The sequence below is a fragment of the Streptomyces sp. NBC_00057 genome, from assembly GCF_045041165.1.
In the GTDB taxonomy this organism is placed as follows: domain Bacteria; phylum Actinomycetota; class Actinomycetes; order Streptomycetales; family Streptomycetaceae; genus Streptomyces.
In genome coordinates, this window is record NZ_CP108256.1 from 6,522,053 (window position 1) to 6,537,736 (window position 15,684).

Annotated in this window: 10 protein-coding genes and 4 pseudogenes; 9 read left to right on the forward strand and 5 right to left on the reverse strand. The window is 68.5% G+C overall.

What is annotated here, in order from left to right; all coding sequences use genetic code 11:
- Positions 1 to 60: 60 nt before the first annotated feature.
- Positions 61 to 189, forward strand: a pseudogene (locus OG953_RS30740) (amidohydrolase); the annotation flags it as partial.
- Positions 190 to 299: 110 nt separating this feature from the next.
- Here the strand turns inward: OG953_RS30740 and OG953_RS30745 are convergent.
- Together OG953_RS30745 and OG953_RS30750 are read right to left on the reverse strand one after the other, a co-directional pair.
- On the reverse strand, positions 300 to 1,274 hold the full coding sequence (locus tag OG953_RS30745) for a phosphatase PAP2 family protein (RefSeq protein WP_405688400.1): 975 nt from the start codon (positions 1,272 to 1,274) through the stop codon (positions 300 to 302).
- A gap of 87 nt (positions 1,275 to 1,361) precedes the next feature.
- Positions 1,362 to 2,429 (reverse strand): LacI family DNA-binding transcriptional regulator, encoded by a 1,068-nt coding sequence (locus tag OG953_RS30750; protein WP_405688402.1) that lies wholly within the window; start codon positions 2,427 to 2,429, stop codon positions 1,362 to 1,364.
- A gap of 357 nt (positions 2,430 to 2,786) precedes the next feature.
- On the opposite strand from OG953_RS30750, the gene OG953_RS30755 reads away from it, so the two are divergent.
- The 5 genes from OG953_RS30755 to OG953_RS30775 all read left to right on the forward strand — a co-directional run bounded on the left by OG953_RS30755 (position 2,787) and on the right by OG953_RS30775 (position 8,808).
- Positions 2,787 to 4,061, forward strand: coding sequence for an extracellular solute-binding protein (locus OG953_RS30755; protein ID WP_405688404.1), 1,275 nt, complete (start codon positions 2,787 to 2,789; stop codon positions 4,059 to 4,061).
- A gap of 19 nt (positions 4,062 to 4,080) precedes the next feature.
- Positions 4,081 to 5,097, forward strand: coding sequence for a carbohydrate ABC transporter permease (locus OG953_RS30760; RefSeq protein WP_405688405.1), 1,017 nt, complete (start codon positions 4,081 to 4,083; stop codon positions 5,095 to 5,097).
- A complete protein-coding gene (locus OG953_RS30765; RefSeq protein WP_405692150.1) occupies positions 5,091 to 5,987 on the forward strand; it encodes a sugar ABC transporter permease in 897 nt (298 codons plus the stop codon). The genes OG953_RS30760 and OG953_RS30765 overlap by 7 nt, the downstream gene beginning before the upstream one ends.
- Positions 5,988 to 6,088: 101 nt before the next feature.
- Positions 6,089 to 7,765, forward strand: coding sequence for a glycoside hydrolase family 13 protein (locus OG953_RS30770; protein ID WP_405688407.1), 1,677 nt, complete (start codon positions 6,089 to 6,091; stop codon positions 7,763 to 7,765).
- The gene (locus OG953_RS30775; protein WP_405688409.1) at positions 7,750 to 8,808 is read left to right on the forward strand and encodes a LacI family DNA-binding transcriptional regulator; all 1,059 of its coding nucleotides are present in this window, start codon (positions 7,750 to 7,752) and stop codon (positions 8,806 to 8,808) included. The genes OG953_RS30770 and OG953_RS30775 overlap by 16 nt, the downstream gene beginning before the upstream one ends.
- Before the next feature lie 193 nt (positions 8,809 to 9,001).
- Here the strand turns inward: OG953_RS30775 and OG953_RS30780 are convergent.
- The 3 genes and pseudogenes from OG953_RS30780 to OG953_RS30790 all read right to left on the reverse strand — a co-directional run.
- Positions 9,002 to 9,142 (reverse strand): annotated as a pseudogene (locus OG953_RS30780) (cytidine deaminase); the annotation flags it as partial.
- Positions 9,143 to 9,166: 24 nt separating this feature from the next.
- Positions 9,167 to 9,424 (reverse strand): annotated as a pseudogene (locus tag OG953_RS30785) (hypothetical protein); the annotation flags it as partial.
- A 21-nt stretch (positions 9,425 to 9,445) separates the two neighbouring features.
- Complete coding sequence (locus OG953_RS30790; RefSeq protein WP_405688411.1) at positions 9,446 to 10,306, reverse strand: alpha/beta fold hydrolase; 861 nt, start codon at positions 10,304 to 10,306, stop codon at positions 9,446 to 9,448.
- Positions 10,307 to 10,606: 300 nt separating this feature from the next.
- On the opposite strand from OG953_RS30790, the gene OG953_RS30795 reads away from it, so the two are divergent.
- The 3 genes and pseudogenes from OG953_RS30795 to pulA all read left to right on the forward strand — a co-directional run.
- The gene (locus OG953_RS30795; protein WP_405688414.1) at positions 10,607 to 11,767 is read left to right on the forward strand and encodes an RNA-guided endonuclease InsQ/TnpB family protein; all 1,161 of its coding nucleotides are present in this window, start codon (positions 10,607 to 10,609) and stop codon (positions 11,765 to 11,767) included.
- Between the two features lie 186 nt (positions 11,768 to 11,953).
- Entirely contained in the window at positions 11,954 to 12,136 is a 183-nt protein-coding gene (locus tag OG953_RS30800) for an alpha-amylase family glycosyl hydrolase (RefSeq protein WP_405692152.1), read from the forward strand.
- A pseudogene (pulA, locus tag OG953_RS30805) lies at positions 12,091 to 15,609 on the forward strand (pullulanase-type alpha-1,6-glucosidase); the annotation flags it as partial. The gene OG953_RS30800 and the pseudogene pulA, both read left to right, overlap by 46 nt.
- Positions 15,610 to 15,684 lie beyond the last annotated feature (75 nt).

Consider the following 15,684-nt stretch of genomic DNA (forward strand, 5'->3'; position numbering starts at 1 on the left):
CCTCACCCACGAGGCGCCGCACCCGCCGCGTGGAACTCTTTTCCGGCATGGCCGCCACCCCTGGACGAGCTGGTACGTGTGCGGAGCGAGGCGGGCCGGCTCCGGCGGGTCGGCGGCGTGAAGTTCTTCATGGACGGCACCGTCGAGGGCGGTGCCGCGTGGCTGGAACACGCCGACTGGGCCGGCCGGACCTGGTGCTGCCGGGACCTGCGCGATGCCGGGGCGCCTGCGGCGGGCCTGTCCTCTACCCGCCCCTTCCCGGCAGCATCGATATGCGGCTTCGCCCCGGCCCCCGGTCCTCAAACGCCGGACGGGCTTGAATTGCGTGCTGCCGTGTCCGTCGCCGGGTGTTGCGTCCGGATCGGCGTGCCCGTGGACAGACCTGCCGGCCGCGACCTCCCCCGCGGCAGCGGAACCCGCTTCGGGAGGTGGTGCGGCAGCGAGCCGTACCAGGCGTACGAGATCGCGTAACCGAAGGCCAGACACGTCATGCCACCCAGCGCGTCCAGCCAGAAGTGGTTCGCTGTCGCCACGATCACCAGCAGGGTGACTGCCGGGTAGAGCAGGCCCAGGATGCGCGCCCAGGGGGCGGAGGCCAGCGCGAAGATGGTCAGGCCGCACCAGAGCGACCAGCCGATGTGTATCGAGGGCATCGCCGCGTACTGGTTCGACATGTTCTTGAAGTTGCCCGAGGCCATCGATCCCCAGGTCTGATGGACCAGGACGGTGTCGATAAAGTGGCCGCCGTTCATCAGGCGGGGCGGTGCCAGTGGATACAAGTAGTAGCCGAGCAGTGCCACGGCCGTGGTCGCGAACAGGGCCAGACGGGCCGCCGCGTAACGGCCGGGGTGACGGTGGAACAGCCACACCAGCACACAGACGGTGACGATGAAGTGCAGTGTCGCGTAGTAGTAGTTCATCGACACGATCAGCCATGTCACGGAATTCACCGCATGGTTGACCGTCTGCTCCACGGCGATGCCCATGTATGTCTCCACCGACCAGATCCGGTCGGCATTGTGCAGGGCCTCGGCCTTCTGCTCAGGGACGGCGTTGCGCACCAGCGAGTACACCCAGTAACTGGCTGCAATCAGCAGGATTTCGAACCAGATGCGCGGCCGGCGAGGGGAACGCAGGGAACGTAGTCTCGCCGGGCCGCCGCCCTGCCACCCGGCGTTCTGCCCAGCGTTCGCCGTGGGGGCCGCCTCGTCCACGATGGGTGACGGGGTGGCCTCCGACCGGCCTTCCTGTGACGTCACGCTCAATTCACCCATAGGCACAGAGTCTGCCAGAAATGTTCCCCCCGCCCGATCATCCTCCGATCGGTTCGGGGCCGCACATCTGACTGCTGGTACTGCGCGCTAGGAGCGGGCGTGCGATCCTGGAACGGTTCCGGCGGCGGAGGCCGGAGCGGGCCCGGGACCTGCGGCCGTTGAACCGCGAACGACAAGTTCGGGCATGAAGACGAATTCGCTGTGCGGAGCGGGTGTGCCGCCGATCTCCTCAAGGAGGGTGCGCACGGCCGCCTGGCCCATCGCCGTGACCGGCTGACGGATCGTTGTCAACGGCGGATCGGTGAACGCTATGAGCGGCGAATCGTCGTAACCGACCACGGACAGATCGCGCGGCACCTCCATCGACAGCCGGCGGGCGGCCCTGATCGCGCCGAGCGCCATCATGTCGCTCGCGCACACCACCGCCGTGCAACCCCGCTCCATCAGCGCCGACGCGGCGGCCTGCCCGCCCTCCAGGGTGAACAGCGAGTGCTGGATCAGCTCCTCCACCTCGTCCGGACCGAGGTTCAACTGCTCCTGCATGGTGGAGTGGAAGCCCTCGATCTTGCGCAGGACCGGCACGAACCGCTTGGGCCCTACCGCCAGGCCGATCCGCTGATGGCCCAGCGACACGAGATGCGTCACCGCGAGCCGCATGGCGGCCCGGTCGTCCGGCGAGATGAACGGCGCCTGCACCTTGGGTGAGAAGCCGTTGACCAGGACGAACGGGACGCCTTGGGCGCGCAGTTGCTCGTAGCGCTGCATATCGGCCGAGGTGTCGGCGTGCAGCCCGGAGACGAAGATGATGCCCGAGACACCGCGGTCGACCAGCATCTCGGTCAGCTCGTCCTCGGTGGAGCCGCCGGGGGTCTGGGTCGCCAGCACCGGGGTGTAGCCCTGCCGGGTCAGTGCCTGCCCGATGACCTGGGCCAGCGCCGGGAAGATGGGGTTCTCCAGCTCGGGCGTGATCAGCCCGACCAGTCCCGCGCTGCGCCTGCGCAGCCGTACGGGCCGTTCGTAGCCGAGAACGTCGAGCGCGGCGAGAACGGATTCACGGGTGGCCGCTGCGACACCTGGCTTGCCGTTCAGTACACGGCTGACCGTCGCTTCGCTGACCCCCGCCTGAGTTGCGATATCGGCAAGCCGTGCGGTCATGGAAGTGGACTGTACCGGGCGTATGTCGGATTGCCCACCATCCACAGGAATCGGACGACCGCACCTGCGCGGTGGTTCGGGGTGGCATCGCAGCAACATCTTGCAAGGTCTTGCGGGCCCGGTTTGCGGACCGCAGTCAGATCGTCGCACTACTGGATCGTGGGCTGTGGCCTGCCACTGCCAGGGATTAACGGCTCGCGTCAAGAGGCTTGACGGCAACCGTGAGGACACGCGAATGTAACGATCGCCGATGCTTGCAGAAATCTTCCGCAAACTCTTTCGGCGTTCTTTCATCCTTGTTACGTTCACGTCGACCCGGCGCCGCGACGGAGCGGTACGGCAGTTGAAGGAGTTCAGATGCGACGTGGCATAACGGCCACCGCCCTGGTCGCGGCCCTGGCGCTTGCGGCTACCGCCTGCGGCAGCGACAGCGAGTCCGACGGCACGAGCAAGAGCTCGGGCGAGCTCTCCGGCACGGTGACGTGGTGGGACACCTCCACCGCGGGCAGCGAGGACAAGGTCTTCAAGAAGATCGCTGAGGACTTCACCAAGCAGCACCCGAAGGTCCACATCAAGTACGTCAACGTGCCCTTCGGCGACGCGCAGAACAAGTTCAAGAACGCGGCCCAGTCCGGCTCCGACGCTCCCGACGTCATCCGCTCCGAGGTCGCCTGGACCCCCGAGTTCGCGGACCTCGACTACCTCGCCCCGCTGGACGACACCCCCGCGCTGCAGAGGCCGGACGACTTCCTGAAGCAGGCCGCCGCGTCCACCAAGTACAACGGCAAGACGTACGCGGTGCCGCAGGTCATCGACTCCATGGGCATCTTCTACAACAAGAAGATCTTCAAGGAGGCCGGGGTCGAGGTTCCCAGGACCGTCGACGAGCTGAAGACCGTATCCAAGAAGATCAAGGACAAGACCGGCAAGACCGGTATGTACCTGCGCGGCGACGACGCGTACTGGTTCCTCTCCTTCCTGTATGGCGAGGGCGGCGACATGGTCGACGCCTCCACCAAGTCCGTCACCATCGACAACCCCGAGGGCGTCAAGGCGATGAAGGTCGTCAAGGACCTCGTCGACTCCGGTGCGGCCAAGACCGATGCCACGGACGGCTGGGAGAACATGCAGGCGTCCTTCAAGGACGGCAAGGTCGCCATGATGATCAACGGCCCGTGGGCCGTCGCCGACACCTACGCCGGCAAGGACTTCAAGGACAAGGCCAACCTGGGCATCGCCCCGGTCCCGGCCGGCTCCGCCGCGCAGGGTGCCCCGCAGGGCGGTCACAACCTGGCCGTCTACGCGGGCTCGAAGAACCTCGACGCCTCCTACGCGTTCGTCGACTACATGACGTCCGCGGACACCCAGGCCAAGGTCACCAAGGAGCTGAGCCTCCTGCCGACCCGTACCTCCGCCTACGCCAAGCAGGACGTCGTCGACAACGAGATCGTCGGCTTCTTCAAGCCCGTCGTCGAGACCGCCGTCGAGCGCCCCTGGATCCCGGAGACCGGCAGCCTCTTCGCGCCGCTCGTCACCGAGTACACCAAGGTCCTGACCGGCCAGGCCACGCCGGAGAAGGCCGTCAAGACGACCGGCGACTCCTACCGCAAGCTCCTCAAGGGCTGGAAGTAACAGGAAGGCAGGCCGGCTGATGGCTGTCCACACCAGCCAGTCGGTGGCGAAGGCCGCGGGCGACGACGTCGCCCGCGGCCGGAGCCGCGGTACTGGCAACCCCCCGCCGCCGAGCAGGCTCCGTCGGGCTCTGTCGACCCACTGGTACGCCTGGACCATGGTCGCCCCGGTCGTCGTCGTGATCGGCGTGATCATCGGCTATCCGCTGGTCCGCGGCATCTACCTGTCGATGACCGATGCCAATGAGCGCAACGTCGAGCGGTCCATCGGTGTCAACCACTCGCCCGCCACGTACGAGTTCGTGGGCCTGGACAACTACGCCGACGCTCTCACGGGCGATCAGTTCCTCGGCACGCTCGGGTGGACCCTGGTGTGGACGGTCTCCTGCGTGGCCATCACCTTCTCCCTCGGCATGGCCCTCGCCAACATCCTCAACCGCAGGATCGCCGGACGCTCCGCATACCGGATGGCGCTCATCCTGCCCTGGGCCATTCCCGGCTTCGTCTCCGTCTTCGCCTGGCGCTTCCTCTACAACGAGGACCGCGGGCTGCTCAACAAGATCCTCTCCGGTGGCGGAATCGACGGCATCCCGTGGCTGAACGACCCGACCTGGGCGAAGTTCTCCGTCATCGCCGTCAACGTCTGGCTCGGTGTGCCGTTCATGATGGTCGCTCTGCTCGGCGGACTGCAGTCGATCCCCAGCGAGCAGTACGAGGCCGCGGAGATGGACGGCGCCACCGCCTGGCAGCGGTTCCGCCACATCACGCTGCCCGGACTGCGGCCGGTCTCCACCACGGTGATCCTGCTCTCCACCATCTGGACCTTCAACATGTTCCCGGTGATCTTCCTGCTGACCCGCGGCGGACCCGGTGAAGCCACCCAGATCCTGGTCACCCAGGCGTACAAGTTCTCCTTCGAGATCAGCCCGCGCGACTTCGCACAGTCCTCCACCTGGGGCGTGCTGATCCTCGTACTCCTGATGATCTTCGCCGCCGTCTACCGGCGAGTCCTCCGCACACAGGGAGACGACTGGTGACCACCGCCCCCGCAACCACCGTCCCGGCGACCTCCGCGCGGCACTCCGTGCGCAAGGTCCGGCTGCGCGGCGAGCGTTCGCCGATCGCCTCAGTCGGGCTGCACCTCACGCTCGTCGTCGCGTCCGTGATCGCCGTCTTCCCCGTGCTGTGGGTGTTGCTCACCTCGCTGAAGCCCGCCGCGTACGCGACCACCACGGACTTCTTCAAAGAGACCACGACTCAGAACTACACGAACCTGATCCGGGACACGAAGTTCCTCACCTGGTTCGGCAACTCCCTGCTCGTCGCGGGGCTCACCATGCTTCTCGGCGTCATCATCTCCGCCTCCACCGGCTACGCCGTCAGCCGCTTCCGCTTCCCCGGCAAGCGCGGGCTGATGTGGACGCTGCTGATCACCCAGATGTTCCCGGTCGCCGTCCTCATCGTGCCGATCTACAACATCATGTCGGGCATGGGGCTGCTGAATCAGCCCGCCGGCCTCGTCATCACCTACCTCACCATCTCGGTGCCGTTCTGTGCCTGGATGATGAAGGGCTTCTTCGACACCATCCCGCGCGAGATCGACGAGTCCGGGCAGGTCGACGGCCTCACCCCGTTCGGCACGTTCTGGCGGCTCGTCCTGCCGCTCGCCAAGCCCGGCCTCGCCGTCACCGCGTTCTACTCCTTCATCACCGCGTGGGGCGAAGTGGCGTACGCCTCCGCCTTCATGGTCGGCGAGGACAACCTCACCCTCGCGGGCGGACTGCAGCTCTTCGTCAACCAGTACGGAGCCCAGTGGGGGCCGATGACCGCCGCGTCCGTGCTCATCGCGATACCCGCGGCCCTGGTCTTCCTCTTCGCCCAGCGCCATCTGGTCACCGGCATGTCCGCCGGAGCCGTCAAGGGCTGACACAGCACGCCCCGTACGACCCGCACGCACCAAGTCACGGCGTCGCCGGAATCCCGACCCGGTCCCGGCGACGCTCCCCACCCAGACACCCCAGGGACGACATGACCCAGCACCTCGCTGCCCCCTCCACCGGCACGTCCGACGACGCTCCGGGCCACCGCACCGGCTGGTGGCAGGACGCGGTGATCTACCAGGTCTATCCGCGGAGCTTCGCCGACGGCAACGGCGACGGCATGGGCGATCTCGCAGGCGTACGCGGCAGACTTCCGTACCTCAAGGACCTCGGCGTCGACGCGGTCTGGCTCAGCCCGTTCTACGCGTCCCCGCAGGCCGACGCGGGCTACGACGTCGCCGACTACCGTGCCATCGACCCGATGTTCGGCACCCTGCTGGACGCCGACGCGCTGATCCGGGACGCCCACGACCTGGGCCTGCGGATCATCGTGGACCTGGTGCCCAACCACTCCTCCGACCAGCACGAGTGGTTCAAGCGCGCCCTCGCCGAGGGCCCCGGCTCCGCACTGCGCGAGCGCTACCACTTCCGCCCCGGCAAGGGCACGGACGGCGAACTCCCGCCCAACGACTGGGAGTCCATCTTCGGCGGCCCCGCCTGGACCCGGACCACCGACCCGGACGGCACCCCCGGCGACTGGTACCTCCACCTCTTCGCGCCCGAGCAGCCCGACTTCAACTGGGAACACCCCGCCGTCGCCGACGAGTTCCGCTCGATCCTGCGCTTCTGGCTCGACATGGGTGTCGACGGTTTCCGGGTCGACGTCGCCCACGGCCTCGTCAAGGCCGAGGGCCTGCCCGACCTCGGCACACACGACCAGCTCAAGCTGCTCGGCAACGACGTCATGCCGTTCTTCGACCAGGACGGGGTGCACGAGATCTACCGCTCCTGGCGCACCATCCTCGACGAGTACCCCGGCGACCGCATCGCCGTCGCCGAGGCGTGGACCCCCACCGTCGAGCGCACCGCCAACTACGTGCGCCCCGACGAGATGCACCAGGCGTTCAACTTCCAGTACCTCTCCACCGCCTGGGACGCCGCCGAACTGCGCAAGGTCATCGACACCTCGCTCGACGCGATGCGTCCGGTCGTCGCCCCAGCCACCTGGGTGCTCTCCAACCACGACGTGACCCGGCACACCACCCGGTTCGCCAACCCGCCCGGCCTCGGCACCCAGATCCGCACGGCCGGCGACCGCGAGCTGGGCCTGCGCCGGGCCCGCGCCGCGACCCTGCTGATGCTGGCGCTGCCCGGTTCCGCGTACGTCTACCAGGGTGAGGAGCTCGGTCTGCCCGACGTCACCGACCTGCCCGACGAGGCCCGCCAGGACCCGTCGTTCTTCCGCGCGGAGGGCCAGGACGGCTTCCGCGACGGCTGCCGGGTGCCGATTCCGTGGACCCGCGACGGCAGCTCGTACGGCTTCGGCAGCGGTGGCAGCTGGCTGCCGCAGCCCGACGGCTGGGGCGCTCTGAGCGTCGAGGCGCAGACCGGCGACGCGGGCTCCACGCTGGAGCTGTACCGGGCCGCGATCGCCGCCCGCCGGGTGCACCCGGGGCTCGGCGCAGGGACCACGGTGGAGTGGCTCCAGGCCCCCGAGGGGCTGCTGATCTTCGCCCGCCCCGGCTTCGTCTGCACCGTCAACACGACGGGCCGTCCGGTACGCATCCCCGTACGCGGCACCGTCCTGCTGTCCAGCACCCCGGTCGCCGCCGACGGCGCCGAGATCGAGCTGCCCGCGGACACCACGGTGTGGTGGACGGTGTGACCGTCCCCCTGTCCAGGAGTGGCGGTGCGCCGAGGCTCTCGGACATCGCCGGCCAGGCAGCGGTCAGCGAGGCGACCGTCAGCCGGGTGCTCAACGGGAAACCGGGCGTCGCGGACAGCACGCGTCAGCGGGTGCTCGCGGCGCTGGACATCCTGGGCTACGAACGTCCCGTACGGCTGCGGCAGCGCAGCGCCGGGCTGATCGGACTGGTGACGCCCGAGCTCACCAACCCGATCTTCCCGGCGTTCGCGCAGTCAGTCGAACAAGTACTGGCCGGGCACGGTTACACGCCGGTGCTCTGCACCCAATTGCCCGGCGGCGCCACCGAGGACGAACTCGTCGAGCAGCTCGTCGAGCGCAGCGTCGGCGGGATCGTCTTCCTGTCCGGGTTGCACGCCGACCTGTCGGCCGATCCGGCCCGGTACGCCGCGCTCACCGAGCGCGGCGTACCGTTCGTCCTGATAAACGGCTACAACGAACGGATCAGCGCCCCGTTCGTCTCGCCCGACGACTCCGCCGCCGTGCGGATGGCCGTCGGACACCTCGCCGATCTCGGCCACCGCAGGGTGGGCCTGGCCATCGGACCGCAGCGCTATGTGCCGTCCCGCCGCAAGCGGGAGGGCTTCGTCGAGGCCGCCGTGAACCTGCTGGGCCTGGGCCGCGCCGAGGCCGAACTCCTCGTCTGCTCCACGCTGTTCGGCGTCGAGGGCGGCCAGGTCGCGGCCGGTGCGCTGCTCGACCGGGGGTGCACCGGCATCGTCTGCGGCAGCGACCTGATGGCGTTGGGTGTGGTGCGTGCGGCCCGGGAGCGCGGGTTCGACGTGCCGCGCGATGTTTCGGTGGTGGGCTTCGACGACTCGCAGCTGATCGCGTTCACCGATCCGCCGCTGACGACGGTGCGTCAGCCCGTACAGGCGATGGCGGCGGCCGCGGTGAGCGCCCTGCTGGAGGAGATCGGCGGCAGCCCCGTGCAGCGTACGGAGTATGTGTTCCAGCCGGAGCTGGTGGTACGGGGGTCCACCGCTGCGGTCCGCGGCGTCTGAGGCGGGCGCGAGAACGGGGCCGGGTCCGGAGTGGGACCCGGCCTTTCGCGTTTCGTTGCGTCAGCGCCGTGGGCAGGTCGGCTTCCGTGACGCCCACGGCGGCTGCGACGGTGGGTCAGCTCTCGGAGGCGTACGTCACGAACGCATCCCACGCGGGCGGGGTGAACCCGAGGCGCGGCCCGGGCAGATCCTAGGCGTTCACCGCGGCGATGATCCGGCCGTCCTGGGCACGGGCTGCGGCCGCCATGGTGTGGTTGTCGCCCCGGCAGCGAGTGCGCGCGATGTGGGCTGCAGCCTGGATGAGTTCGTGGTCGACGTGGTGGGTCTGCGTGGTCGTCTTCTCTGCCTTCGTAAGGTGTCAGGCGACGTTGACCCGCGTGACGATGGTGCGCAAGCGAATATCGGCGGTGTGCTTGTTCCGCCAGGTGATGTAGCGGCGGATCATGCTGCCTTGCTCTTTGTGGCTGGCGTGGTCGGTGCCGTCGAGGGTGAAGTAGCGCAAGGCGGTGAACTGGGCCTCGATGCGGTTCAGCCACGAGGAGTTGGTAGGGGTGTAGGCGATCCCGACGTTGTTCGCTGCCGTCCAGGTGCCGACCCGCTGGCACTTCTTCGTGGTCGAACGTTGCCCGATGCGGCACTAGCGATGGTCCCTGGCCAGGAACTCCGTGACGGTCCGGACGAAGTCGTCCGGACCGTCCACCCACGGGTTGTGCGCGGCGTCTGCCTGAACAATGTGCTCGCCGCGTGGGAATAGCCCAGCCACCTCGGCGGCGGAGTCCGGGCGCGGGGAGCCATCCAGCGCACCAGATATCACCAGGACGGGCGCGTCCAGTTCAGCCAGTACCGCGCGGGCGGCGTCCGCACCGTCGAAGGCGCCCGGAGCCAGGTAGGCACCCGCCGCCTTCTCGTCGAACCACTCCTCGCACGTGGCGGCATGCGTCTGCGCAGCGGCGTCCCAGCGGCCGTAGGACAGGCGGTCGAGCAGCGCGAAGTCCGCGCCGCTCGCCTCCCCGGACACCGCCCGCTCGAAGGCCGGTCGGACCTCTTCATACCAAGGCTCGTCACGGCGCAACTCCAGTGCCTCGCGCCGCCGCTCGACAGGGAAGTCGATCCCGGCAGTGCGCGCACGCGCGCAGACCAGTACGAGCGAGCGCACCCGCTCCGGGTAGCGGGCCGCGTAGGCCAGCACGAGGTCACCAGCGGCCGAATGGCCAAGAAGGTCCAACTGCTCCAGGCCGAGGGCGACACGAAGCGCCTCGATGTCCTCGGCCTGCCGGTCTACCCGGAAGCCCGCGAGGGCGGAGGGCTTGGCCGAGTCCCCGGTGCCGCGTAGGTCCAGCAGCACCAGCTCCCTCTGTGCGGCCAGCCCACCAAGGTCGCCGAAGTAGGCGGAGCGCATCATCGGACCGCCTGGAACGCAGACAAGCGGTCGATCGCCTCCGGAGCCCTTCCGGTGGTAGGCGAGGCGGGTCCCGTCGGGCACGTCGAAAGTCAGCATGCGCGGATGCTCGCAGGTGGCGCAGTGATCCGCCACGGAATAGGCGGCCCGATCCGCTCACTGTCGCGCACCAGGGTCATGGCCAATCCTCTGAAACCCTTCCGAGGTCCTCCAGCTCCTGAACAGAAAGACTTGACTGGGAACGTTACTTCGTCACGAAAACCAAGTGGGCATGGAGGGCGAAAGTGCAGTGCCGACCAGTTCTGATGTTCTGCATGTAAGCCATAAACCGGGTATGTAGGGTGAGTTGTCATGCAGCTCCGGTACTCCTTCCGTATTGAGCCGACGCAAGGGCAGCGCATGGCGTTGTCCCGGGCGTTCGGTTGCGCGCGGGTGGTGTGGAACGACTGTCTGCGGGCGCGGCGGGACGCCCGCGCTGCGGGCGAGCCGTTTTTGAAGTCGGCGGAGTTGTCGAAGAGGTTCATCACCGAGGCGAAGAAGACCACCGGGCGTGGCTGGCTGGGTGAGGTGTCCGCTGTGGTGCTGCAGCAGTCGCTGCGGGACCTGGACACGGCGTACAACAACTTCTTCGCCTCGTTGAAGGGCACCCGCAAGGGGCCGAAGATCGCCGAGCCCCGGTTCAAGTCGAAGCGGGACAACCGGCAATCCGTCCGCTTCACCGCGAATGCCCGGTGGTCGATCACCGGGGACGGGAAGCTGAACCTTCCCAAGATCGGTCCGGTGAAGGTCCGCTGGTCGCGTCGGCTTCCGTCCGTGCCGTCCACGGTGACGGTGATCAAGGACGCGTCCGGCCGGTACTTCTGTTCGTTCGTCGTGGAGACCGACCCGGCGGACGAGTTGCTGCCCGCGCTGGAGACGGATCAGGGCATCGACCTGGGCCTGACCCACTTCGCCGTGATGGCGGACGGCTCCCGCGTCACCTCGCCCCGGTTCCTGCGCCGGGCGGAGAAGAAGCTGAAGAGGGAGCAGCGTCGGCTGTCGCGTAAGGCGAAGGGGTCGAGGAACCGGAACAGGCAGCGGATCAGGGTGGCCCGTGCTCATGCGAGGGTGGCGGATGCGCGGAGGGACTTTCACCACAAGCTGTCCACGAAGCTGATGCGCGAGAACCAAGCCGTCAGCGTGGAGAGCCTGAACGTGAAGGGCCTCGCCCGCACCCGCCTGGCGAAGTCCGTGCACGACGCGGGCTGGTCCTCCTTCGTGACCATGCTGGACTACAAAGCGACCCGATATGGGCGCACCCTGACCAAGGTGGACCGCGCCTTCCCGTCCTCGCAGGTGTGTTCCGCCTGCGGTTACCGCGACGGACCCAAGCCCCTGCACATCCGGGCCTGGACCTGTAGCGCGTGCGGCACCCGGCACGACCGGGACCACAACGCGGGCCAGAACATCAAGCACGAAGGGCGGCGCATCCGCGCCGCACAACAGGCTGTACCACCCACCCCCGGACCGGGGGCCCTCGCCCGGCAACGGACGAGGTATACGCCTGCGGAGCGCACGTAAGACCAGGACTCGTCCCGGCAGCGCGCACAACCCCCACCCATCGGTGGGGAGGAACCAGGAACCCGCCTCAAGGCGCACCGCACACACGGACGCCAGGGAGAGAATCCCCCACACTCATGCGGGGGAGGAGGTCAATGGATCACCGACTTCACCCAGGTCGACCCGCACTTCGGCACCAACGCCGACCTGTCGAAACTGATCGACAAGGCCCACGGCAAGGGCATGAAGGTCTTCTTCGACGTCATCACCAACCACACCGCGGCACCGTCGACTACGCCGAGAAGACGTGCGGGTACAAGCCGAAGGGCGCCCACCCGCACCTCGACAAGGCGCTGGGCGCTCCGGCCGCCAAGCCCTCCATCACCCTGAAGGCCCCGGCCGCCGGAGCCACCGGCACCGTCGAGATCTCCGCCGACGTCGACGGCGGACAGCTGAACCGGGTCGTCTTCGCCGCCCGGACCGGCAACGGGAAGTGGGTCACGCTCGGTTCCGCCGACCACGCCCCGTACAAGGTCACCCAGACCGTGGGCGACACGGTGCCCGCCGGAACCCCCTTGCGGTACAAGGCGGTTGTCGTCGACCGTGCCGGCCGCACCGCGAGTGCCCTCGCCTCGTCCACCGCGGGTCAGGCACCCGCCGCCGAGAAGCCCGTCGCGGTCGAGCGTGACTACGCCGTCGTCCACTACAGGCGTGCGGACGGCGACTACGACGGCTGGCGGATCCAGGCGGGCGACAAGTCGGCCGGGTTCACCGGGCGGGACGCCTACGGCGCCTTCGCCTGGATCAAGGTCGACGAGGGCACCACCTCGGTCCCGTACAGCGTGGAGAAGTCCGGCACCGCCGACGGGCCGCAGCGCACCGTAGACCTCGCGAAGACCGGACAGGTCTGGATCGAGCAGGGCAAGGACGGCCAGGCCGACGAGGCTCCCGACGGCGCCTACCCGCCGCAGGACACCACGAAGGCCGTACTGCACTACTACCGGGCCGACGGCGACTACGACGGCTGGGGACTGCACACCTGGACCGGTGCCAAGGACCCCACCGACTGGGCCAAGCCGCTCCAGCCGGTGAAGAAGGACGCCTCCGGCGTCACCTTCGAGGTGCCGCTCACCGACGGCGCGACCTCGCTCAGCTACATCCTGCACAAGGGCGACGAGAAGGACCTCCCCAGCGACCAGTCGCTCGACATCGCCACCTACGGGCACGAGGTCTGGATGCTCGGCTCCACGCCCGGCTACCTGCTGCCGCAGACCGGCGGCGTACCCACGCCCGACCTCACCGAGGCCGAGGCGCAGTGGATCGACGCCGACACCGTCGTATGGAAGGTGAAAGCCACCGAAGCCACCAGCCAGCAGCTCGTCCACGCACCCGACGGCGGCATCTCCGTCGTCGACGGGGCGCTCTCCGACGAGGGGCAGTGGCTGCGGCTCACGCCGACCGCGCTGACCGACGCGCAGAAAGGGAAGTACCCGCACCTCAAGGACTATCCGGCGTTCACCGTCGACGTCCGCGACCGGGACAGGGTGCGTGAGGCGCTGCGCGGCCAGCTGATCGCCACCCAGCGCGCCGCCAACGGTGCGCTGCTCGCCGCCACCGGCGTACAGAGCGCGGGAGCGCTCGACGACCTCTACGGGAAGAACGCGGCCACCGCCTCGCTCGGCCCGGTCTTCGACCACGGCCGCCCCACGCTGTCCGTCTGGGCGCCCACCGCCCGTACCGTCGCCCTCGAACTCGACGGCCGGAGCGTCCCGATGCGCCGCGACGACCGCACGGGCGTCTGGTCCGTCACGGGCACGAGGAAGTGGACGGGCAAGCCCTACCGTTACGTCGTGAATGTCTGGGCACCCACCGTCCGGAAGATTGTCACCAACAAGGTCACGGACCCCTACTCAACCGCCCTGACCACGGACTCCGCGCGCAGCCTCGTGGTCGACCTCGACGACCCGGGCCTCGCGCCGAAGGGCTGGTCCGGGCTGAAGAAGCCCGCTGCCGTCCCGCTGCGTGACGCCCGGATCCAGGAGCTGCACATCCGCGACTTCTCGATCGCGGACCGCACCTCGAAGCACCCCGGCGAATACCTCGCCTTCACCGACACCCGCTCCGACGGGATGAAGCACCTCGAGCAGCTCGCGGATTCCGGTACCGGTTACGTCCATCTGCTGCCCGCCTTCGACATCGGCACCATCCCCGAGAAGAAGTCCGACCGGCAGAAGCCGGCCTGCGATCTGTCCGTGTACGCCCCCGACTCCGAGGAGCAGCAGGCCTGCGTGGCGAAGGCCGCGGCGCAGGACGGGTTCAACTGGGGCTACGACCCGCTGCACTACACCGTCCCGGAGGGTTCGTACGCCTCCGACCCGAACGGCACGCGGCGGACGGTCGAGTTCCGGCAGATGGTGCAGGGGCTGAACGGCGCGGGTCTGCGGACCGTCATGGACGTCGTCTACAACCACACCGTGGCCTCCGGCCAGGAGGACAAGTCCGTGCTCGACCGGATCGTGCCCGGCTACTACCAGCGGCTGCTGGAGGACGGCACCGTCGCCACCTCCACCTGCTGCGCCAACACCGCACCCGAGAACACCATGATGGGCAAGCTCGTCGTGGACTCGGTCGTCACCTGGGCCAAGGAGTACAAGGTCGACGGCTTCCGCTTCGACCTGATGGGCCACCATCCCAAGGCCAACATCCTTGCCGTCCGCAAGGCGCTCGACGCGCTGACCGTGGCCAAGGACGGAGTCGACGGCAAGAAGATCATCCTGTACGGGGAGGGCTGGAACTTCGGCGAGGCCGCCGACGACGCCCGCTTCGTCCAGGCCACCCAGAAGAACATGGCCGGAACCGGCATCGCCACCTTCTCCGACCGGTCCCGCGACGCCGTCCGCGGCGGCAGCCCATTCGACGAGGACCCGGGCGTACAGGGCTTCGCCACCGGCCTCTACACCGACCCCAACACCTCGGCCGCCAATGGCACGAAGGCCGAACAGAAGGCCCGGCTGCTCCACTACCAGGACCTGATCAAGGTCGGCCTCACCGGCAACCTCGCCGACTACACCTTCACCGACTCGTCCGGCAACAGGGTCAAGGGGTCCGGCGTCGACTACAACGGCGCCCCGGCCGGTTACGCAGCGGCCCCCGGTGACGCCCTCGCCTACGCGGACGCACACGACAACGAGTCGCTGTACGACGCACTCGCGTTCAAGCTCCCGGCGGGCACATCAGCGGCGGACCGGGCCCGTATGCAGGTCCTGGCGATGGCGACGGCCACCCTCTCGCAGGGGCCCTCGCTCTCCCAGGCGGGCACCGATCTGCTGCGCTCCAAGTCCCTGGACCGAAACTCGTACGACAGCGGCGACTGGTTCAACGCCCTGCACTGGGACTGCCGCGACGGCAACGGCTTCGGCCGCGGACTGCCCCCGGCCGCCGACAACGAGTCCAAGTGGTCCTATGCCAAGCCGCTGCTGACCGGGGCCGCGCTCAGCCCCGGCTGCGCACAGATCAACGGCGCGTCCGCCGCGTACCAGGACCTGCTCACCGTCCGCTCCACGGAGAAGGATTTCGACCTCTCCACCACCGAGCAGGTCCAGTCCGCCCTGTCCTTCCCGCTCTCCGGAAAGGACGAGACACCGGGTGTGATCACCATGAGGCTCGGAAAGCTGGTGGTCGTCCTCAACGCGACCCCCGGCACCGAGACCCAGAAGGCCGCCGGCCTGGCCGGGCAGCAGTACACCCTGCATCCCGTCCAGGCTGCGGGCGCGGATCCTACCGTCAAAGAGTCGACGTACGAGAGGAGTTCGGGAAGCTTCACCGTCCCGGGGCGCACGGTGGCGGTGTTTTCCGTGAGCTGAGCCGTACGGGACTACGTTGAGAGGCAGCAGTCTGCCGCAGACCCGCGAATCGCCCTGACCAGCCTCGGCCGACTG